Origin of the sequence: Tenacibaculum caenipelagi (genome assembly GCF_004363005.1) — a bacterium.
Classification (GTDB): Bacteria; Bacteroidota; Bacteroidia; order Flavobacteriales; family Flavobacteriaceae; genus Polaribacter; species Polaribacter caenipelagi.
Window position 1 is genome coordinate 28,843 of record NZ_SNYH01000006.1, and the last position, 21,026, is coordinate 49,868.

Annotated in this window: 20 protein-coding genes; 13 read left to right on the forward strand and 7 right to left on the reverse strand. The window is 32.3% G+C overall.

All coding sequences use genetic code 11. The annotated features are described in order from the left end of the window. Positions 1-4: 4 nt before the first annotated feature. From DFQ07_RS13060 to DFQ07_RS13090, 7 genes are all read right to left on the reverse strand, one after another. Positions 5-826 carry an alpha/beta hydrolase gene (locus DFQ07_RS13060; protein ID WP_133537596.1) on the reverse strand — a complete coding sequence of 274 codons (822 nt, stop codon included), beginning with the start codon at positions 824-826 and terminating at the stop codon, positions 5-7. After that, entirely contained in the window at positions 826-1,338 is a 513-nt protein-coding gene (locus tag DFQ07_RS13065; RefSeq protein ID WP_133537598.1) for a hypothetical protein, read from the reverse strand. Before DFQ07_RS13065 ends, DFQ07_RS13060 begins: the two co-directional genes overlap by 1 nt. A 99-nt stretch (positions 1,339-1,437) precedes the next feature. After that, the gene (locus DFQ07_RS13070) at positions 1,438-2,763 is read right to left on the reverse strand and encodes an anthranilate synthase component I family protein (protein WP_133537600.1); all 1,326 of its coding nucleotides are present in this window, start codon (positions 2,761-2,763) and stop codon (positions 1,438-1,440) included. A gap of 65 nt (positions 2,764-2,828) precedes the next feature. Continuing rightward, positions 2,829-5,297: a sodium-translocating pyrophosphatase gene (locus tag DFQ07_RS13075; protein WP_133537602.1), complete on the reverse strand. Its 2,469-nt coding sequence runs from the start codon at positions 5,295-5,297 to the stop codon at positions 2,829-2,831. A gap of 116 nt (positions 5,298-5,413) precedes the next feature. After that, positions 5,414-5,941 carry an inorganic diphosphatase gene (locus tag DFQ07_RS13080; protein ID WP_133537907.1) on the reverse strand — a complete coding sequence of 176 codons (528 nt, stop codon included), beginning with the start codon at positions 5,939-5,941 and terminating at the stop codon, positions 5,414-5,416. A 104-nt stretch (positions 5,942-6,045) separates the two neighbouring features. Continuing rightward, the gene (locus DFQ07_RS13085; protein ID WP_133537604.1) at positions 6,046-8,550 is read right to left on the reverse strand and encodes a DUF5686 family protein; all 2,505 of its coding nucleotides are present in this window, start codon (positions 8,548-8,550) and stop codon (positions 6,046-6,048) included. A 78-nt stretch (positions 8,551-8,628) separates the two neighbouring features. Beyond that, positions 8,629-9,609 carry a pyruvate dehydrogenase complex E1 component subunit beta gene (locus tag DFQ07_RS13090; protein WP_133537606.1) on the reverse strand — a complete coding sequence of 327 codons (981 nt, stop codon included), beginning with the start codon at positions 9,607-9,609 and terminating at the stop codon, positions 8,629-8,631. 212 nt (positions 9,610-9,821) lie between these two features. Between DFQ07_RS13090 and DFQ07_RS13095 the strand changes: the two genes are divergently transcribed. The 13 genes from DFQ07_RS13095 to DFQ07_RS13155 all read left to right on the forward strand — a co-directional run bounded on the left by DFQ07_RS13095 (position 9,822) and on the right by DFQ07_RS13155 (position 21,015). Continuing rightward, positions 9,822-10,562, forward strand: a complete 741-nt coding sequence (locus DFQ07_RS13095) for an electron transfer flavoprotein subunit beta/FixA family protein (RefSeq protein ID WP_133537608.1) — start codon at positions 9,822-9,824, stop codon at positions 10,560-10,562. A gap of 60 nt (positions 10,563-10,622) precedes the next feature. Further along, positions 10,623-11,576 carry an electron transfer flavoprotein subunit alpha/FixB family protein gene (locus DFQ07_RS13100; protein ID WP_133537610.1) on the forward strand — a complete coding sequence of 318 codons (954 nt, stop codon included), beginning with the start codon at positions 10,623-10,625 and terminating at the stop codon, positions 11,574-11,576. Between the two features lie 142 nt (positions 11,577-11,718). After that, positions 11,719-12,342, forward strand: a complete 624-nt coding sequence (locus DFQ07_RS13105) for a bifunctional nuclease family protein (protein WP_133537612.1) — start codon at positions 11,719-11,721, stop codon at positions 12,340-12,342. 15 nt (positions 12,343-12,357) lie between these two features. Further along, positions 12,358-14,073 (forward strand): NupC/NupG family nucleoside CNT transporter, encoded by a 1,716-nt coding sequence (locus DFQ07_RS13110; protein WP_133537614.1) that lies wholly within the window; start codon positions 12,358-12,360, stop codon positions 14,071-14,073. A gap of 115 nt (positions 14,074-14,188) precedes the next feature. Then, complete coding sequence (locus DFQ07_RS13115) at positions 14,189-14,371, forward strand: hypothetical protein (RefSeq protein WP_133537616.1); 183 nt, start codon at positions 14,189-14,191, stop codon at positions 14,369-14,371. A gap of 114 nt (positions 14,372-14,485) precedes the next feature. After that, positions 14,486-15,310 carry a thymidylate synthase gene (locus DFQ07_RS13120; RefSeq protein WP_133537618.1) on the forward strand — a complete coding sequence of 275 codons (825 nt, stop codon included), beginning with the start codon at positions 14,486-14,488 and terminating at the stop codon, positions 15,308-15,310. A gap of 63 nt (positions 15,311-15,373) precedes the next feature. Next, a complete protein-coding gene (locus tag DFQ07_RS13125) occupies positions 15,374-15,559 on the forward strand; it encodes a hypothetical protein (protein WP_133537619.1) in 186 nt (61 codons plus the stop codon). Positions 15,560-15,577: 18 nt separating this feature from the next. Then, positions 15,578-16,063, forward strand: a complete 486-nt coding sequence (locus DFQ07_RS13130) for a dihydrofolate reductase (protein WP_133537621.1) — start codon at positions 15,578-15,580, stop codon at positions 16,061-16,063. Positions 16,064-16,125: 62 nt separating this feature from the next. Next, on the forward strand, positions 16,126-17,019 hold the full coding sequence (gldA, locus tag DFQ07_RS13135) for a gliding motility-associated ABC transporter ATP-binding subunit GldA (protein ID WP_133537623.1): 894 nt from the start codon (positions 16,126-16,128) through the stop codon (positions 17,017-17,019). Positions 17,020-17,214: 195 nt separating this feature from the next. Next, the gene (locus tag DFQ07_RS13140) at positions 17,215-18,216 is read left to right on the forward strand and encodes a hypothetical protein (protein ID WP_133537625.1); all 1,002 of its coding nucleotides are present in this window, start codon (positions 17,215-17,217) and stop codon (positions 18,214-18,216) included. A gap of 59 nt (positions 18,217-18,275) precedes the next feature. Then, the gene (locus DFQ07_RS13145; RefSeq protein ID WP_208107704.1) at positions 18,276-19,064 is read left to right on the forward strand and encodes a tetratricopeptide repeat protein; all 789 of its coding nucleotides are present in this window, start codon (positions 18,276-18,278) and stop codon (positions 19,062-19,064) included. Positions 19,065-19,362: 298 nt separating this feature from the next. Then, positions 19,363-19,938, forward strand: a complete 576-nt coding sequence (locus DFQ07_RS13150; RefSeq protein ID WP_133537628.1) for a DUF4255 domain-containing protein — start codon at positions 19,363-19,365, stop codon at positions 19,936-19,938. A gap of 6 nt (positions 19,939-19,944) precedes the next feature. After that, entirely contained in the window at positions 19,945-21,015 is a 1,071-nt protein-coding gene (locus DFQ07_RS13155; RefSeq protein ID WP_133537630.1) for a hypothetical protein, read from the forward strand. The last annotated feature ends 11 nt before the right edge of the window (positions 21,016-21,026 follow it).

Here is a 21,026-nt window from a genome sequence, read left to right on the forward strand (position 1 = left end):
ATTTTTATAATTGGGAGTTTAACCAGTTTACAACATCTTGTAACATTTCTTCTTTACATAAATCGTTTTGTAATTCATGGTATCCGCCTTCATATAGTTTTAAACTAGCTTTTGAGGTATTGTTAGCAAAGGCTTCTGTTCCTTTGTAGTCGATAATTTTATCTCCTGTACCATGAAGTAATAACATTGGAGTTTTTAAAGATGAGGCATTTTGAATAGCCCACTCACCAGCATCTATAAATGATAAAGAAAAATTAGGGCTGATTTTATCATGAATTAATGGATCGTCAATGTATTTTTTTACTTCACTAAAATCACGAGATACATCATTAGGATCTAACTCATTACCTAAGGTTATAGACGGAGCTATTTTTTGCATGACTTTACCTAATGATAATTTCCAGGCAGGTGGTTGAAAGGCTAGTCGTAAAAAAGGACTTGTAGCGATAGTACCTTTTAAATTATGCTCTCTTCTAAGAGTATAGTTAATCACAGTATTTCCTCCCATTGAATGCCCGTATAAAAAGATAGGTTTGTCACCAAAAATTTCATTGGCTTTTTCAATTAGTTTGGTAACACTTTCTAATACATAATCAAAACCAGGGTTGTGTCCTCTTTTACCAGCTGTTTTTCCGTGTCCAAAATGGTCAAAAGCAATTACTCCGAAGTTATTATCGGTTAGCTTTTGAGCAACGTGTCCGTACCTAGTCGAATGTTCGCCCATTCCGTGAACAATAACTACAATAGCTTTTGTAGTTTCTGGTTGCCAATACTGTCCAAAAAACTTAGTTTTATGAAAACTGAATGTAAATATATTGTGTGTCATTATTTTCTAGTGATATTACCATCTTCTAAAATATTAAAAATAATAGTAGAAGGAGAGTCTGAAATATATTCAATCAGTTCAATACTGTTTTTGTTAAGGGTAGAAGTGGTTCTTAGCATACCTTCAGCTATTTCATCATAAGCTAATACTTGGCTGTTGATAATATTAAATTGATTGTCATAATTTACCAACATAGAGATTAGCTCGTTGTGGTTAGGATAAAAATAATATACTATCGATTGGTAGTTGTCTGATATCTTAGGAAGATATGAAATACCAATTTTAGCATTTTCATCATTTAGCTGTTCTTCAAAAATAGAAGGTAATTTTAAAAGTTCTTGTTGTGTTTTAGTTAGTAATTTGCCTTCTATATGATTGCTAAAGTTTGTGCTGTCAATTAAAGGAACTGTTTTGGCAGGATAATCGCTTAAAAAAGAGTATTTATTTACTTTACATGATGTTACAGTTGCTATAATAGCAACAAAAAGGAAAATTTTGATAGTGTTTTTCATCTCTTTATTTTTTGTAATAGTTTGTTATTTGTCGACTCAGTTTTGGTTGGTGTACTAAATTAGATGCCCATATTACGGACTTTAATGTTATAAATATAGTTAACTTTTATTAGTATGAGTTAAAACATACTTCATGGCCTTAGCTTTTAATAAGCATTCTTCGTATTCTTTTTCTGGAGTAGACTTTGAAGTAATGGCTCCTCCAACCGAATAAGAAACGTACTTATTTTCGGCATTGTATAAAATACTTCGGATAACTACGTTAAAATCGAAATCGCCCTCAGGTGTAAAATAACCAACAGTTCCTGAATATAATCCGCGTTTAGTTTCTTCTAGAGTTTCAATAATCTTCATAGCAGATATTTTTGGTGCACCTGTCATGCTTCCCATAGGAAATGTATCTTTTATAACATCTACAGGATGTGTGGTATTTTTAATTTCAGAAACTACGGTAGAAATCATTTGATGTACTTGTTTAAAAGGATATACTTTGCATAACTCTTCTACTTGAACACTTCCTCTTTTGGCGGTTTTAGATAAGTCGTTACGTACCAAATCTACAATCATGATGTTTTCTGAGCGTTCTTTTTCATCACGCGCTAAATCAAACGCGATTTTTTCATCTTCAATAGGATCAATTAAACGTTTTGCAGTGCCCTTAATGGGTTGTGAAATAATTTTTGAATCTTCTTTTCTGATATATCTTTCAGGAGTTGCAGATAGCAAGTAATGGCTGTCATTTCTAAAAAAAGTGGCAAAAGGAGGTTCTGATATTTTGTTTAAGTGTACATACACTTCATATGGGTTAATAACTGTGTTTTCTGCATAAAATTCCTGACAAAAGTTAGCTTCGTAAATATCGCCTCGATGAATATGTTCTAGTACTTTTTCTACTTTTTGATGATATTCATCTTTATGGATTCTCAATTTTATTTTAATGTCGTTTTCTTGTGAAAACGCTCCTTTGCCATTTGAAGTTAGGTTCGGGTTAGTTTCAATAATGTCTTCAAAGTCTTCTTCTAATTCATCATCAATCATTTGTAGATAATGAAATTCAACCTTATCCTCTTTGATAAATATTAATTTTTGAGGTTGAAAAAAATATAAATCAGGAAAATTTAATCCGTCAAAATTAGAAGATGTTAGTTTTTCAATATCGTTTTTAACATCGTAAGAAATATATCCGAAAATATAATCTTTTGTGTAGGATTGATATTCTTTCAGTTGTTCAAAAGCACCTTGAAAATCCGTTTTGATTGAAGTAAATTCTTCCATAGCCAAGGCACAATTAAAAGAACTATATTGTTGTTCATAGTTATTTGAATCTAGCCAAATAGCAGTTTCAAATTGTTGAGCCCAAACAAACATCTTTTGTTTAAAGAGTGTTGGGTCGTCTATAGAAAAAATACGGATAGTTCTTGACATCGCACAAAAATAAGAAACCCGATAGAAATAATACTATCGGGTTTAGGTTTTATAAGATATGAGTACTATTCTTTTTTCTCAATTTCTTCTACTTGCTTCATGATTTTTTGGGTATTTTCATATTCTTTTATCTTACTTTCAACTTCCTCTAAGGTGCCTTCGAAAATTTCTTCTTTGATAACTTCTTTACCATTTTCAACGGTTGTAGTAGTTACAGTAGCTTTTGCAGTACCATCTTCATTTTTTTCAATTTCAACTTTTATAGTGTTTTCAACGATATTTTCTATAGGAGCTCCAGTGTCAGTAGATAACTTTATTTCATGCTTTTCACCATTTTTGTCAATAAAAACTTGAATGTTTTTTGTTTCTTCATGTATATCAGAAGAGTGTCCTCCTAAAATAGGGGCAATTACCAAACCTACTAAACATGTCAACTTAATTAAAATATTCATGGAAGGTCCCGAAGTGTCTTTAAAAGGATCCCCTACAGTATCTCCAGTTACTGCTGCTTTATGAGCATCAGAACCTTTGTATGTCATTTCACCGTTAATTTCAACACCTGCTTCGAACGATTTTTTAGCATTGTCCCAAGCACCACCAGCATTATTTTGAAAGATAGCCCACATAACTCCTGAAACACAAACACCAGCCATATATCCTCCTAAAGGTTCAGGACCGAAAATTAACCCAATAATGATAGGGGTGATGATAGTAATTAATCCTGGTAATAACATTTCTTTTAAAGCGGCTTTGGTAGAAATATCAACACATTTTGCGTATTCAGGAGTGCCAGTTCCTTCCATAATCCCTGGGATTTCTTTAAACTGACGACGTACTTCATGTACCATTTCCATAGCTGCTTTTCCTACTGATTGCATTGCTAAGGCAGAAAAAATTACAGGAATCATTCCACCAACAAATAGGGCAGACAAAACATCTGCTTTAAAAATGTTAATTCCGTCAATTCCAGTAAAAGTTACATAAGCGGCAAATAAAGCGAGAGCGGTTAATGCAGCAGAGGCAATAGCAAACCCTTTACCTATGGCCGCAGTTGTGTTACCGACTGAATCTAAAATATCAGTACGTTCACGTACATGATCTTCTAATTCACTCATTTCAGCAACCCCACCTGCATTATCAGCGATAGGTCCAAATGCATCTATGGCTAATTGCATTGCTGTGGTAGCCATCATTGCTGAAGCTGCTAAAGCAACTCCGTAAAACCCTGCAAAGTAGTATGAGCTGTAAATGGCGGTAGCAAATAAAAGGACTGATAAAAATGTAGATTTCATACCCACAGCTAAACCAGCGATAATATTGGTTCCTGCACCAGTAGCACTGTTTTGTACAATAGCCAGTACGGGTTTTTTACCTAAACTTGTATAGTAAGAAGTTACTACTGAGATTAATGCGCCAACTGCCAAGCCAATACAGGCAGCCCAAAAAACATTGATAGAAGAAACTTCCTTCATGCCTTCTCCAAAGAAATTCATTTGCATAGTTTCTGGCAACATCCATTTAATTAGGAAAAAACTTGCTGCTAAGGTTAGTAAAATGGCTGCCCAGTTACCTGTGTCTAATGCTTTTTGAACTTGGGCTTCTCTTGCAGAGTTGTCTTTGATTTTTACTAAAAAAGTACCAATAATAGAAGCGATAATTCCCACTCCTGCTATAACCAAAGGAAGTAGTATTGGTCCCATACCGTTAAAATCATCAGTAAATTGAGAGGTTATAGACATGTCTCTAATTACATAGTTTCCTAATACCATAGAGGCTAATACAGTTGCTACATACGAACCAAATAAATCAGCACCCATTCCAGCAACATCTCCTACATTATCTCCTACATTATCAGCAATGGTGGCAGGGTTTCGAGGGTCATCTTCTGGTATTCCAGCTTCTACTTTACCTACTAAATCGGCACCAACATCGGCAGCTTTGGTATAAATACCTCCACCAACACGAGCGAACAGAGCGATAGATTCTGCACCTAAAGAGAAGCCTGCTAACGCTTCTAATACGATTGTCATTTCGTTGTAAAAATTACCTTCATTGGAAATAAATAATCTTACAAAAAGAATGAAAAATAAACTTAAACCTAAAACAGCTAATCCGGCAACACCTAATCCCATAACGGTACCACCTCCAAAAGAAACTTTTAAGGCTTGTGGTAAGTTGGTTTTGGCAGCTTGGGCAGTACGTGCATTTGCATCGGTTGCTATGCGCATTCCAATATTTCCTGCTAAAGCGGAAAATATAGCACCTACAATAAATGCAGGAACAATCATAATACTAGTAGTGTCTACTAATTGAGAAATACTAAATAAGGCTAAGGAAGCAATAATTACAAAGATTAATAATAATCGGTATTCGGCAGCTAAAAAAGCAAGAGCTCCTTCTTTTATACTTTTTGAAATGGATTGCATTTTATCATTTCCAGCATCTTGTTTTTTTACCCAGATCATTTTTGTGTACATAAAAACGAGTCCTAAAAGAGCCAAGATTATTGGCACATACATCATGTTTTGTTTCATGTTTTTGTTATTTGATTAGTTATAAGTGTTCGTAAATATAACAAAATCAATAACTAAACAAAAAACCTCTCAGAGTTAACTGAGAGGTTTTTAAAACTTAAAAGTCAATTTTACTATTAAATAGTAAAGTTTCCGTTTGCTTTATGTTCGCTGTTTTCGTAACGTTCTAAACACTTATCTAAAATCTCGTAAGCTTCGTCAGCGTTACCCCAGTCACCAATATCAACCTTTTTCTTTTCTAAGTCTTTATATACTTGGAAGAAATGAGTGATTTCTTTTTGACGGTGTGGGTTTAAATCTGTAATATCATTATATCTGTTCCAGATTGGATCAGATACAGGCACACAAACGATTTTTTCATCTGGTCCTTTTTCATCTGCCATATGGAAAACTCCAATTGGTTTTACTTCCATAACACACATAGGAAAAGTTGGTTCAGCACCTAAAACTAATACATCTAATGGGTCACCATCTAATGCTAAAGTTTGAGGAATAAACCCATAGTCTCCAGGGTACATCATTGAAGAAAACAACATTCTGTCAAAACGAATTTTTCCTAAATCAAAATCGTACTCGTACTTGTTTCTACTTCCTTTTGGTATTTCAATTAAAACATCTACTGTTTTTCTTTCTTTTGCTGTCATATATTCTATTAACTTTTCTTCGTTTCTAAAATCGGTTTGCAAAAGTAGTAATTTATTAGTTTTTTAAAGAAAAAATACAGGTTATTTTATGGTTAATAACATGATTATAAGCCAGGTCTAACACCAATACGAATCGCAAATTTTGGAGTAGGAGCCACTACTGAGCCAGCAGGAAGAGAATAATTGCTTCTCCAAATGGCATCAATTCTAAGGAAACGTAAATTTCCATACCCAATATTTTCTAGTCCAACACTATACTCATAGTAAAGTTTATTAGGAGTATTATAGTTAATGTTAGATCTATTTATAGCCATATTTTCTTTAGATATGCTTCCATAAGCAGCTCTAAAAGTAACTAAGCTTCGTAGCTTTAATTTTTTTAGTAGAGGAATTCTATTTAAAATATAACCGTTAAAATGATGTTCGAAATGGCCTGCTAAATATTCATCAGTAACAAAATCGTAATAATTAAGTAGTGTAAAAGTATCTTTAACCAAAGAAAAAGATTGGTTTGCAGGTATAGGACTCAATAAAGCTATTGGTACAGTTCCAAAGGTTTTTCCTACTTCAAAGGTAGCATCTAAGATTCCAAACTTACTAAGTAAGATAGGTTGGTTGTATTTGAACTGTATTTTATCATATTCATGAGTTCCGTTAAAGAAATCTTTATAACCTCTTTTATAGTTTAAAACGAATGTAGGAAAGACATTACGTCCAAATTGTCTTTCAACTCCTAAACCATATACAAATCTTCCAGGTGTATATGAAACATAGATGTCTGAATTTACATTAGTTACTTGTGATTGGGTGTTTCCACTTTCATCAATATAATTCATCGAGAAGTTTTCTTCTGAAGCAGACTTTATTTTTGCATGTGTGAAGTTAAATCCAATATGAAGGTTGTTTTGAATTTGATAATCAAAATTTGAGGCTATTTTTTCAATATTTGAAAGAAAGAAGTTGTCTCCTCTTGAAAATAATGCTGTAGTACCAAAACTTCTCCCTAAAAGTTGAGAAGTGTTAAATAAAGTACTTCCCAGTTGTTCTATGTCTTTTTGATAAGCTGCTCCAACAGAAATTCTAGGTTTGTAGGATAAAAGATAACGTGCTTCTGCTCCGTACTTAGTTTTTTTGTCTTTAAATCCATAAGCAATATGACCACTTAAGCGAAAACGGTCATCTTTTGTTACAAAAGTTCTAAAGCCCATTTTGGTTCTTATCCCCTCTATTTGGTTGTTAGCAAAAGCAGTCCATAACGGTCCAATTTGAATACCAGTATTAGTGTTGATGTAGCCGCTAGCAACTGTGTTTATAAGACCAGTAAGGTGTTTTATTTGTTTTTTTGATTTAACATTTTCAATCAGCTTATGGGTCTTTTTGCTTTCGTTACTTTGAATTGAATCCCAGTAAGTTTTTTCTTTTTTATATTGATCAGGTCTTATTTTAACTATTTCCTGAGTATAGAAAGCTTCAGGGTAGGGTTTGTTCAGGATATAATCTTGAAATGTGATATTCTTTTTGATGGTTAATCCCTTATTGCTTTCGTTTTTGTCGATAAAGGTAAAATCACCTTCGTATGCATTTTTTGTAGGGATGTAAATGCTATCGTTTCTAACCTCAAACTCTTTTTCAAAAGATAACCCTCTTACAAAGTTCAAATTGATACTTTTATGAACTTTCATTTTTAATTTCTTAATAGAGAAATTTTTATCGACAACCCAAAAATTTCCTTGAAAGGCTAAATCTCCATCTCTTCTAGGAAAGAAGTAGATGTTGTATAGTTTTTTATTATTATCAACAATACTATCATAAAGAACATAATCGTAGGTGTCAAAACCATTTGTAGACAAAGGACTTATAAAAGGTTTCTGAAGTAAATTGATGTTGTTTTTAAAAATATCAACATTTTGAAAAGTTTTTGACATTCGATCAAAAACATACCCTTGAGCACCTAAACCTTCTGATTTTTCTGCTTCAATATCTTCTCGAGTGTTGTTGTTTTTATTGTCGCCATAAACCTTAGAGACTTGTTCGTTTAAGAAGATAGGAATATAGTAATTGATACCATCACTGTCATATTGAACCTCTTTAATAGCTTGTTTGTATTCGTTTTTGAAAATTTTCTTTAAAAAGAGGGTGTCTAAATTATTTAAACCTATTTCAATAGATGTATTTTTTTTATATTGATAGTAATCGACTAAGTCTAGCCCATTTTTCCTTTTACGTTTCCAAATTTCTTTTAAAATGCGATAGGCGGGATTTTCTTTTTTCTTTAAACGTTTTTTAGGTTTTGAAACAATGATAACTTCTTCTAACTCGTTAGTTCCCTCTTTTAAAACAATATTTAAAAATTTAGTTTTTTGACTAACTTTTATAGTTTGTGTTTGAAAACCAATAAAAGAAATTTCTAAATTACCCCTATATTTTCGGGTTTTTAGATAGAATTTCCCATTTTCATCAGTAGTGGTACCATAATTGGTGTTTTTTAAAACAACATTTACAAAAGGTATAGGGCTGTTAAATTCGTCAACCACTTTTCCTTGTAGTGTTAATTGAGCGTTTAAAATATTGGCTACTAGAAGTAATAATAAAGTTAGCAGATTTTTCATTAATTTATTTACTAGAAAATCCTTTTGACGAAGGTCAAAAGGATTTTTAATTTATTTTCAATTTCTTTTTTTCTTTTACTATTTGCGGTACATCACCTCTTTTACAGCAGTAATAACATCATTTGCATTCGGTAACCATTCTTCTAATAATACTGGTGAATAAGGTGCAGGTGCATCAGCAGTTGTAATTCTTTTTATTGGTGCATCTAAATAATCAAATGCTTCGTCTTGTACTCTAAACGTAATTTCTGATGAAACACTTCCGAAAGGCCATGCTTCTTCTAAAATTACTAATCGGTTCGTTTTCTTTACAGATTCTAAAATGGTTTTATGATCCATTGGGCGAACTGTACGTAAATCGATAATTTCTATTGAAATTCCCTCTTTTGCTAATTCGTCAGCAGCTTTGTATGCTTCTTTGATGATTTTTCCGAAAGAAACAACTGTAACATCAGTACCTTCTCTTTTAATATCGGCAACCCCAATAGGAATGATGTATTCTCCTTCAGGAATTTCCATTTTATCACCATACATTTGCTCAGATTCCATAAAAATTACTGGATCATCATCACGAATTGCTGCTTTTAATAAACCTTTTGCATCATAAGGATTCGAAGGTACAATAACCTTTAATCCTGGGCAATTAGCAAACCAACTTTCAAAAGCCTGTGAATGCGTTGCAGCCAATTGACCTGCAGAAGCAGTTGGCCCACGAAAAACGATAGGACAGTTAAATTGTCCTCCACTCATTTGACGAATTTTTGCAGCGTTATTGATAATTTGATCAATTCCAACTAATGAGAAATTGAAAGTCATATATTCAACAATAGGACGGTTACCATTCATTGCAGATCCTACAGCGATACCACCGAAACCTAATTCGGCAATAGGAGCATCGATTACACGTTTCGCTCCAAACTCGTCTAACATTCCTTTACTGGCTTTATATGCTCCGTTGTACTCAGCAACTTCTTCACCAATCAAATAAATGCTTTCATCTCTGCGCATTTCTTCGCTCATTGCTTCGCAAACGGCTTCTCTAAATTGTACTGTTTTCATACGTTTTATAAGTAGTTGTTTATCAAGAGTGCAAAAATAATAAAAATACGAGTAATATTGTAGCTTTAAAACAACAAATGATTAAGTGATAATAATACCTTAAATTTGAGGCAGATTAAGGTAGGGGAAAAATTTTATTATGCACGCATAGTAAATTAAAAAAAATCCTTAACTTCGTCGCACAAAATTAAGTTTCTTTAAAACAACGATATATGAAAATATTAGTTTGTATCAGTCATGTACCTGATACTACTTCAAAAATCAACTTTACTGATAACGACACAAAGTTTGATACTAACGGGGTTCAATATGTTATTAATCCATACGATGAGTTTAGCTTAACTCGTGCAATGTGGTTTAAAGAAAAACAAGGAGCAAGTGTAACTGTAGTGAATGTTGGAGGTGCTACTACCGAGCCTACTTTACGTAAAGCATTAGCAATTGGAGCAGACGATGCCATTCGCGTAAATGCTGAACCAACAGATGGATTGATGGTTGCTAAAGAGTTAGCTGAAGTTGTTAAAAATGGAGGATATGATTTAGTGTTAGCAGGAAAAGAATCTGCTGATTATAACGGACAAATGGTGCCAGGAATGTTAGCTTCTTTATTAGATTTTAACTTTGTTAATGGGTGTGTTGGTGTTGAGGTAGACGGAACAAACGTGACATTAAGTAGAGAGATTGATGGAGGAGAAGAAAAAGTATCTTCAACATTGCCAATGGTAATTGCAGGACAAAAAGGAATCGTAGAAGAAAAAGATTTGCGTATTCCTAATATGCGTGGAATTATGATGGCTCGTAAAAAGCCATTAAATGTAGTTGAGCCTACAGGAGCTACTGCAGCAACGGTAACTCAAAACTTTGAAAAACCAGCGCCAAAAGGAGCGGTTAAGTTAGTTGATAATGTTGATGATTTAATCAACTTATTACATAACGAAGCGAAAGTAATCTAATTAAAAATTAAAATCATGTTGTTGGGGCTTTTACCTAATGACAAATAAAATATAAAAAATATGTCTGTATTAGTTTTTGCCGATTCATCGGAAGGAAAATTCAAAAAAACAGCTTTTGAAGTTGTTTCATACGGAAAAAAAGTAGCAGAACAATTAGGAAGCGATTTAGTAGTTTTAACTATTAATGGAGGAGATGCTTCTGAATTATATGCTTACGGAGCAGAAAAAGTTGTTGAAGTGAAGAATGATTTAACATCATTTAATGCTAAAGCATATGCTTCAATCATTAAACAAGTTGCAGAAGCAAAAGGAGCAACTACTGTAATTATTGATTCTAGTGTTGACGGATTAACTGTTGGTCCATTAGTAGCAGTAGCTTTAGAAGCAGGATATGCGTCTAATGCAGTAGCGTTACCAAGTAGCACAAGTCCTTTTGTTGTTAAGAGAAAAGCATTCTCAAATAAAGGATTTAACAATACTGAAATTTCAACAGAGAAAAAAGTAGTTGGTGTAGCTAAAAACTCTTATGGAGCGCATGAAAATGCAGTAAGTGGAGCAGTTGAAAGTTTCGACGCTTCATTACCAGAATTAGGAGTAAAATCAGAAAGTATTAGTAAGGCTACAGGAAAAGTAACGATTGCTGACGCAGATATCGTTGTTTCTGCAGGTAGAGGTTTAAAAGGACCTGAAAACTGGGGAATGGTTGAAGAGTTAGCAGAGGTTTTAGGAGCTGCAACAGCATGTTCTAAACCAGTGTCGGATTTAGGATGGCGTCCTCATAGCGAGCACGTTGGTCAAACAGGTAAACCAGTAGCTTCAAATTTATATATTGCCATAGGTATTTCAGGTGCAATCCAACACTTAGCAGGAATTAACGCATCGAAAGTAAAAGTAGTTATCAATACTGACCCAGAAGCACCTTTCTTTAAAGCTGCAGATTATGGTATTGTTGGTGATGCTTTCGAAGTAGTACCACAATTAGTAGAGAAATTAAAAGCGTTTAAGCAAGCGTAATTTAGTGGTATATTTTTCTTTTTCTAGAAATTAGGGGTCAACTCATAATTTTTAGTAAATTGTGCCCACTTAAGAAGGCTGTCTAAAATTTTAAGCGAAGAGCCTAAATTTAGACAGTTTTTGCTTTTATGATTGATTGTAAATGAGCTTGATAAGACTAACTATAAAAGGAATTTCGTATAGCCAAACACAGAGTGGGGCGTATGCTTTAGTGCTAAGCGAAATGGAAGGAACTAGAACATTACCTATTATAATAGGGGCTTTTGAAGCACAATCAATTGCCATAGCTCTAGAAAAAGAAATTAAACCACCAAGACCTCTTACCCACGATTTATTTAAAACATTTGCGGATAGGTTTTCTATTGTAATTAAACAAGTTATCATCCATAAATTGGTAGATGGAGTATTTTATTCAAGCTTAATTTGCGAGCGAGAAGGTATTGAAGAGGTGATTGATACACGAACATCTGACGCAATTGCATTGGCAGTTCGTTTTCAGGCACCAATTTTTACCTATGAAAACATCTTAGATAAAGCAGGTATTTATTTAAAAATGGATGAAGAATTAACTATTGAGGAGGATTTAGATTCAGATGATGACGAAGACGAAATAGAATTTTCTTTAGAAGAGGAAGAAGGAAAAGAAGAAGGCTACTACTCACACTTATCTTTAGAAGAATTACACGAACAACTTAACGATGCTGTAGCCAATGAAAATTATGAGTTGGCGGCAAAAATCCGTGATGAAATCAGCAAACGTTCTTAATTAAAATAATTTAAAATGAAGAAACTATTTACTTTCATAATGCTTTGCGTTACGATGATAACTTTTAGTCAAAGCATTGAAAAAAAGTGGAATTTCTCATCAATTACAACAACCGAAGGGGAATCGGTTATTTCAATAGATACTACCGATGTTCTTAATTTATCAGAAGGAAATTTTAATTATACATTAGTAGCAAAAGATAGTTTACAAGCTTCGGGTAATTATATTCACCAAAACAACTTATTAATTTTTAATTATAATCAACCAAAAGACACGGTTCGTTATTATAATGTAGTTGAATTGACTGATGAAGTACTTACCCTTTCTGAAAAAAATAAGTTGTACAAGTTTACGACAAAACCAGAGGTAGCTTCAATAGTAAAAGAGCAAAAAATAACACAAGGTGTTAGCAAAATAATTCCAAGTCAAGGTTTTTCTATGCATAGCTTATGGAGAGGAGTATTAGGAATGATTTCTTTGCTAGTTATTGCTTTTTTATTTAGTGCTAATCGTAGAGGAATTGATTGGAAAACGGTTGGGATAGGATTGGCTGTTCAATTATTGATTGCTATTGGGGTTTTAAAAATTCCTTTTGTACAAAAAACGTTTGAATTAATAGGAGGCTTATTTGTAAGTGTGCTAGACTTTACAAGAGCAGGAAGTGAATTTTTATTCAGCGGATTAGTAGCTGATATGGATTCTTTCGGATTCATTTTTGCTTTCCAAGTATTACCAACGATTATTTTCTTTTCTGCATTAACCTCTTTACTATTTTACTTAGGAGTTATTCAAAAAGTAGTAAAAGGATTAGCATGGTTGTTATCGAAAGGATTAAAAATTTCAGGAGCAGAAAGTTTATCAGTTGCAGGAAATATATTCTTAGGTCAAACCGAAGCTCCTTTATTAATTAAGGCGTATTTAGAAAAAATGAACCGTTCTGAAATCTTATTAGTAATGATAGGGGGAATGGCAACGGTTGCTGGGGCGGTATTAGCAGCTTATATTGGTTTCTTAGGAGGAGATGATGAAGCGTTGCGATTGTTATACGCAAAGCACTTATTAGCAGCTTCTGTAATGGCGGCTCCAGGCGCAATTATCATTTCAAAAATATTATATCCACAAACTGAAGAAGTAAATACTAATGTACAAGTGTCTTCAGAAAAAATAGGATCAAATATTTTAGATGCCATTGCCAATGGTACTACTGAAGGATTGAATTTAGCAATGAACGTTGCAGCAATGTTATTAGTGTTTATTGCTTTTATAGCAATGATAAATGGAATTTTAGGATGGGCAGGAGATATTACTTCATTAAATTCTTGGATGGCAGAAAACACTTCGTATGCTAAGTTTTCATTAGAGGCAATTTTAGGGTATCTTTTTGCTCCGTTAATGTGGTTAATAGGGGTCGCTAAAGAAGATATGGCATTAATGGGACAGTTGTTAGGTATTAAACTAGCAGCAAGTGAGTTTGTAGGTTACATTCAATTAGCAGAATTGAAAAATGCAGCTAGTGCTACGCATTTAACGTTTAATAAGTCAGTAATTATGGCAACTTATATGTTGTGTGGTTTTGCAAACTTTGCCTCTATCGGAATTCAAATTGGAGGTATCGGTTCATTAGCACCAGGGCAACGTAAGAACTTATCAGAATTTGGTATGAAGGCTTTAATTGGAGGGACTATTGCTTCATTAATGTCGGCAACTATTGCAGGAATGATTATTGGATAAAAACAATTTTAATAATCAAAATTACTTAAATTGTTGTTTTTGAATGTTATAGTTTTGTTTGTGTTGTTTTTTTGATATATTTATGTCAATATTAACCCTCGAAATTTAATCTATAATGAAAAAACTAAAAGATTTAAACGGAATTAAAATTTTATCAAAAAACGAACAAAACGAAATTAACGGTGGAGGTTACACCTATTGTAAAGGACATAACATGTGTTGCACAAGGTTTGCAAGTGGTTATGAGTTTTGTGATTATGGTTATTGCCAAAGTAACGGAAATTGTATTTGGGCGTAATCATAGTTGATAACTTCTTAATATAAATTTTAAAAGCATCTACTTTTTTTGTAGATGCTTTTTTATTTTTACTCTGTTAAGTAATTCAATATTTTAACGATTAAACGAAGAAGGATGAAGCAGTATTTAGATTTAGTAAAACACGTTTTAGACAACGGAAATGAAAAAGGAGATAGAACAGGAACAGGAACCAAAAGTGTTTTTGGATATCAAATGCGATTTGATTTAAGTGAAGGTTTTCCGATGGTAACGACTAAAAAGTTACATCTAAAATCAATAATTTATGAATTGTTATGGTTTATAAAAGGAGATACAAATGTTAAATATCTGCAAGAAAATGGGGTGCGTATTTGGAATGAATGGGCAGATGAAAAGGGCGATTTGGGTCCAGTGTATGGTCATCAATGGCGTAATTGGAATAGCGATGAGATAGATCAGTTAAAAGAAGTTATTGACACCTTAAAAAAGAATCCTAATAGTCGTAGAATGTTGGTGTCAGCTTGGAATCCATCTGTATTGCCAGATACTTCTAAATCGTTTGCAGAAAACGTAACCAATGGTAAAGCGGCGCTTCCGCCATGTCATGCGTTTTTTCAGTTTTATGTAGCTGACGGAAAACTATCGTGTCAATTATACCAACGCAGTGCCGATATCTTTTTAGGAGTTCCGTTTAATATTGCGTCGTATGCATTATTTACCATGATGGTAGCTCAGGTTTGTGGTTATGAAGCGGGAGAATTTATTCATACGTTTGGCGATGCACACATTTATAACAATCACAAGGAACAGTTAGAGTTGCAATTATCACGTGATCCAAGACCACTTCCGAAGATGAAAATCAATCCAGAAATAAAAAACATAGAAGATTTTACTTTTGAAGATTTTGAGTTGATTGATTATAATCCGCATCCACACATCAAAGGAATCGTAGCTGTATAATTTAACTTTATTTTTTATAGTTTGTTTAGTAAATTTGTAAGAAACCAGCTAAATTCTATAAAAATGACCACAGATATTGATGTTTTAAAAGATGCTCTCTACGAAAAAATAGCAGAAATTCATGATGAAAATGTGTTAAGAGCGATCCATACGTTAGTAGATAATATTAAAACGGATGGACTAGGAGAAGCCATTACAGAGAAAAGAGACCTTACAGGATACATTAAAGAATGGGTTAAAAATATGTAAACCCTTCAACAAAGATTTATGATTACACTTATTGCTGCAATTGCAAAAAATAATGCTTTAGGAAAAGATAATGACTTAATTTGGTATTTACCTGCCGATTTAAAACGGTTTAAGCAAATTACTTCTGGGCATCATATTTTAATGGGACGAAATACTTTTGAAAGTATTGGAAAACCATTGCCAAATCGTACATCAATTATCATTACTAGAAATAACGATTATTTTAAAGATGGATGTTTTATAGCGAATAGTATAGAACAAGCGATTGAATTAACAGAAGGTAATAATGCTTTCATTATTGGAGGAGCACAAATTTATAAACAAGCTTTAGAACAAAACTTAGTGGATCGTTTGGATATAACTATAGTACACCAAGATTTTGAGGCGGATGCTTTTTTTCCTGAAATAGATAAGACTATTTGGAAAGAAGTAGCTCGAGAAGATTTTAAAGCCGATGAGAAAAATAAGTACGATTATAGTTTCGTTTCTTATGAGAAACGTTAATTTGTGCCATTCTGAACTTGAATTTGTTTTCAGAATTTCATCATTATACTCAGAAAAGCAACATGTCAATACAACTTACTGAAATATCTAAAATCTACGGAACACAAAAAGCAGTAAATGCTATTTCTTTTGAAGCAAATAAAGGAGAAATAGTAGGTTTTTTAGGGCCTAATGGAGCAGGGAAATCGACAACAATGAAAATCTTAACTGGATTTATTCAACCATCAGAAGGAAATGTTTTAGTAAGTGGAATCGATGTTGTTGCAAATCCTATCGAAGCTCAAAAGAAGATAGGATATTTACCAGAGCATAATCCGTTGTATTTAGATATGTACGTGAAGGAATACTTACAGTTTCAAGCATCGTTACACGAGATAGACAAAACTAAAGTAACTGAAGTTATTGAACAAGTAGGATTATCGATAGAAGCACATAAAAAGATAAATCAACTATCAAAAGGGTATCGTCAGCGTGTAGGATTAGCAGCTGCTATTTTACACAATCCAGAAGTGTTGATTTTAGATGAACCTACTACAGGATTAGATCCTAATCAATTAGTTGAAATCCGCCAGTTAATCAAAGAATTAGGAAAAGATAAAACGGTGTTGCTTTCTACACATATTATGCAAGAGGTAGAGGCGGTTTGTGATCGTGTGATAATCATCAATAAAGGAGAAATAGTGATTGATAAACCTATTTCAGAGCTAAAAACAAGTAACGAACAAGTAATTAAAGTTACATTTGATTATAAGCTAGAAGAGCAGTTCATCAAAAGACTACCTAATATAATTTCTTATAAGAATACCTTAGAAAACAACTGGGTACTTGTCTTCAACTCAGAAGAAGATATGCGCCCTGTAATTTTTGACTTCGCACAAGAAAACGGATTGAAAATTCTAGGGTTAAATACAGAAAACAAAGACTTAGAAAGCTTGTTTAGAGAGTTGACTCAATAAAAAGATAGAAAAAGAAAAACGAAAAATTGAATAATGAAAAAGCTTTTACTTCTAGTATTAGTTCCTTTTTTGCTGGAATGTAGTAAAAAGGAAGAATCAGATGTTTTTATAGGCGCATATAGAAGCTTAGATAAGGTTATACCCTATCCATATTTATTTAAGTATAAGGGTAAAAAATTGTCTTTGTATAATCATATGGGAAAAATAATAGGAGAACATCAGATTGATTCAATAAAGGAAAAAGACGCTTTAAAAATAGCCGATAAAGAGTTTCTAGTTTGTAGAAAGAGAAACGAGAGGATAACTATGTTTGATTTATCGGATACCATTAATTTTCCAAGGTATAAAGATGAATCAAGAAGTCCAATATATAAATACTTGGCAGTTTTCAAGAAGACAAGTTTTAATAAAATAAACATGAAAATTGAAGGTGTTAGAAAGCATCTAGAATCGAAAGTGTGGAAATATAATGTTGAGAAAAGTGGAAATGATAATCCTAATGAAGATTTTGTTATAGAAAAAGTATATTCTTTTAAAGAAGACAAAGTTATAGAACTAACCAACTATTATTACAAAGAAGAGAAGATTATTTCAGAGCATCAAAGTATGAAATTTGAACTTTTCAAAATTGACAATCAGCTATTTCTATCTCTTTCAAAACAAACAGATAATCCATTACCTATTTTACAAATCACGGCTATTTCAGATTCGAGGATTTCGTTGAAAGATTATTCAGTAAGAGATCTTAAAGGAAAGAAGATAATATTTGACTCAACGTCATTTAATAGTGGGAACTTTAATGCTTATGTTAAGAAATCGAATGATTTTGAAAATTGTTTTGAAGGCTATCAAGGAGAATATTATCATGATGACGTTACTTATAAAAAAGGAAATGAGTTCTTAATAAACTTTGTTAATGACGGAATCCCTAAAGTTCAGGAAAACAAAAAAGGGTATATAATTATTCATTTTAATATAAACTGTAATAAAAAGATAGGAGACTTTGGCTTGATACAAATGACTAGAGAGTATAAGAAAACAAGTTTTTCTAATGAATTAGTCAAACACTTAGTAAATAAAGTGGCTAGTCTTAAGGATTGGCCTAATATAGAAGAAAGTACTTCAAATTATAAAGATGTTCATGCATTTTTAATGTTCAAAGTTGATAACGGTAAAATTGTAGATCTATGTCCTTAAAGAAAGTATTATTTATTATTGTTATTTCCTTTGTTTTTAGTTGTAAGACTGAAAATAAAATGTCTTCAGATAAACTTACAGATAAACTTACAGATAAAGAGAGAGATTCTATAGCAAAAAGATTTGATGATATATCGGTCTATTTTATACAGCCTTCACAAATACATAGAGAGTATAAAGATTCAGCTATTGCAATTCATCCAGAGAAAGTAGATTATATTCAACGACTTTCTTACTCGTATAAAAAAGTGGGAGATCATATAAAAGCGATGGAAATACTTAATAAAGCTGTAGATATTGATACTGCTAAGGGACAAGTAAATGCATTGCAATATAGAGCATGGACATTGTTGTACTATTATCGTGATTATGAAGGGGCTATAAAAGATGTAGATTTAATAGAGAAAATTACAGGAGATAAATATAGTGCTTGTTGGGGAGAGCCTTGCGGTTTACAAAAAGGAGAAGCATTGTATAAATTGGGAAAGTATGATGAAGCTATTAAAGAATTTATTACGGTGAATGAGGAAGAAGAAAAATTGGGGTTTAATATTACTGATAATCATTTAGTGTTTTTTTATTTAGGGAGGTGTTATGCAGAAAAAGAAGATTACAAAAACGCGATTATTAATTTTGAAAAATCCTTAAAAGGGGCATATAATATGTTTCCTGAAGCTTACTATCAATTAGGGTTGATTTATAAAAATCAGAAAGATTATATCAAGGCTAAAGAATGCTTTTTAAAAGCTAAAGAAATGCCCGAATACAAAATGAATGAGCCATACTTTGAGCGTTTTGATGAAGTTTTTCCTTATATGATAGAAAAGGAATTAAAAGAATTGAATTAAAAAACAAGGTGCTTATTTTAAATTAACAAAACAAAAAAAAGTATAAACTCCTTGCATACACTGTATGTAAGGAGTTTTATTGTTTGACTACCCTTAAAACTTAAAATTTACTATTTAAAAAAGTAAGGGTGATTTTCCCCTTTTTACTACCTGTAATTCTATTTAAAAATTTTTAGGAGAAACTACTTTTTTAAAAGAGTTTTTCATTGCGGTTACTCTTCGTAAGAGAGGTTAATTTTACAATGTCTGATTGCGCACCCCTCAATCTACACGCAAAAACTAACCAAACTTATTATCAATGATTTTTGAGATATTACAAATCATTACAGAAGAATTAAATGATTATTTCGACGAAAAATCTGTGGATTTATCTAATATAGCCATGGCTGAAGGAGATGGTAATTCTCCAGGAAATAATCCAGATATTTCGCTAACATTAATTAATACGCAAGAAGAGTTTGCTTTAAAAAACACTTCTAATAACCGTATTAATGGCACTACGGTTAGTTACAAAAATCCAAAAGTATATTTAAACCTTTATATCTTATTCAGTGTAGATAAATCTAGTTATTCAGAATCATTAAAGAGCTTAACTAAGATATTAGCCTTCTTTCAAGGTAAAAAAGTATTTACACATAAGAATACAAATTTTGAAGCTATAGATGGATTAGGAGATTTAAAGACCTTTAAATTTATTACACAATTATATACACCATCATTTGAAGAACTCAACTACATATGGGGAACTTTAGGAGGAAAACAATATCCTTCAGTACTCTATAAAGTAACACTTTTAGAAATAGAAAGAGATATCATAACTAAAGAAGGTACTGTCATCTCTGGTATTGAACAAAAACCAATAATTAAAAATTAAAGGATTATGTATAAAACGTTGTTCAATATCAATATATATCACTCTTATTTTTTAGACGAAGGAGAACGAATGTTTTTTGAGTTTGGAGGGGGGAATAATGGAATAACACCACTTACAGATAAGGAAAAACAAAGTTTAGAAGCGCAATATAATGTCAATGATTTTTTAAGAATAATTCCAACTAAGGAAACAGAAGAAACGTTAAAAAATCACAGATTATTATTTAGAGAGCATAAAAAAGGAATACGAGTTTTATCTGAAACTCTAACAGAAATAGCAGAAGAAGGAAATCAAGAGGTTACTAGGTATAGCCCAATATTAAGATTACCAAACTCATTGGTGTTAACTTTTTATTTAAAAGTACATCATCCGTACTTTGAGAATTTTTCTAAAGTAATAGAAAAGAGTGAGAATCAACTTTACTATCTATCAAACAAAAGTTCATCAGTCCTTAATTTATTTGAAACAATTGCAGAAGTAAAAAAGTGGAGTTCTTTTTTAATCTCAGACAGTGAAACAAGAAAGTTATTGCATCAGCTCGAAAGTGAAAAGGAGTTTCAAACAACGACTCCAAACTTAGTAACCATAGCAAATATAGAAGATTCAATAATAGATACTATAGAATCTAAAATAACTAATACTATCCCTTTAGATGAAGATGAGCAAAAAGTATTAGACACTATGAATGATTTTGTATCAAGAGTAAAGAACACAGGAATAATAGGCATTATGCAAGTTCAGGTGTCAGGAGATAATAATACCAAACTAACAGAAGATATTTTGGTTAAAAATGAGCAGACACAATTGTTTGATGTACCTAAACAATGTTTGTTAAAAGAGTTTCCTCAGTTTGCTATTTGCATTGAAAATAGAAGCACTTTTTGGCGTTATACAAAAGTTAGCGAAAACCTAATTATGACAACATCAGAAGAGAAACCTCTTACGATGAATGGACGTGTGGAGATAGCGAAACAAGATGTTTCTCCAGTACCACAAGAAGATTATTATTTCCCTAATCCTACTCCAGAAAGCATTAAGAAAGAGGCACAAGATTATTATTCGGAAGTATTTATATAAACAAAAAGTTA

Coding starts and splice junctions, on each gene's coding strand:
- DFQ07_RS13120 (WP_133537618.1), top strand. CDS start 14,486: ATGAAGCAGTATTTAGATTTAGTAAAACACGTTTTAGACAACGGAAAT.
- DFQ07_RS13110 (WP_133537614.1), top strand. CDS start 12,358: ATGAAGAAACTATTTACTTTCATAATGCTTTGCGTTACGATGATAACT.
- DFQ07_RS13155 (WP_133537630.1), top strand. CDS start 19,945: ATGTATAAAACGTTGTTCAATATCAATATATATCACTCTTATTTTTTA.
- DFQ07_RS13065 (WP_133537598.1), bottom strand. CDS start 1,338: ATGAAAAACACTATCAAAATTTTCCTTTTTGTTGCTATTATAGCAACT.
- DFQ07_RS13060 (WP_133537596.1), bottom strand. CDS start 826: ATGACACACAATATATTTACATTCAGTTTTCATAAAACTAAGTTTTTT.
- DFQ07_RS13080 (WP_133537907.1), bottom strand. CDS start 5,941: ATGACAGCAAAAGAAAGAAAAACAGTAGATGTTTTAATTGAAATACCA.
- gldA (WP_133537623.1), top strand. CDS start 16,126: ATGTCAATACAACTTACTGAAATATCTAAAATCTACGGAACACAAAAA.
- DFQ07_RS13125 (WP_133537619.1), top strand. CDS start 15,374: ATGACCACAGATATTGATGTTTTAAAAGATGCTCTCTACGAAAAAATA.
- DFQ07_RS13105 (WP_133537612.1), top strand. CDS start 11,719: ATGAGCTTGATAAGACTAACTATAAAAGGAATTTCGTATAGCCAAACA.
- DFQ07_RS13090 (WP_133537606.1), bottom strand. CDS start 9,609: ATGAAAACAGTACAATTTAGAGAAGCCGTTTGCGAAGCAATGAGCGAA.
- DFQ07_RS13085 (WP_133537604.1), bottom strand. CDS start 8,550: ATGAAAAATCTGCTAACTTTATTATTACTTCTAGTAGCCAATATTTTA.
- DFQ07_RS13115 (WP_133537616.1), top strand. CDS start 14,189: ATGAAAAAACTAAAAGATTTAAACGGAATTAAAATTTTATCAAAAAAC.
- DFQ07_RS13070 (WP_133537600.1), bottom strand. CDS start 2,763: ATGTCAAGAACTATCCGTATTTTTTCTATAGACGACCCAACACTCTTT.
- DFQ07_RS13150 (WP_133537628.1), top strand. CDS start 19,363: ATGATTTTTGAGATATTACAAATCATTACAGAAGAATTAAATGATTAT.
- DFQ07_RS13140 (WP_133537625.1), top strand. CDS start 17,215: ATGGGAAAAATAATAGGAGAACATCAGATTGATTCAATAAAGGAAAAA.
- DFQ07_RS13130 (WP_133537621.1), top strand. CDS start 15,578: ATGATTACACTTATTGCTGCAATTGCAAAAAATAATGCTTTAGGAAAA.
- DFQ07_RS13075 (WP_133537602.1), bottom strand. CDS start 5,297: ATGAAACAAAACATGATGTATGTGCCAATAATCTTGGCTCTTTTAGGA.
- DFQ07_RS13145 (WP_208107704.1), top strand. CDS start 18,276: ATGTCTTCAGATAAACTTACAGATAAACTTACAGATAAAGAGAGAGAT.
- DFQ07_RS13100 (WP_133537610.1), top strand. CDS start 10,623: ATGTCTGTATTAGTTTTTGCCGATTCATCGGAAGGAAAATTCAAAAAA.
- DFQ07_RS13095 (WP_133537608.1), top strand. CDS start 9,822: ATGAAAATATTAGTTTGTATCAGTCATGTACCTGATACTACTTCAAAA.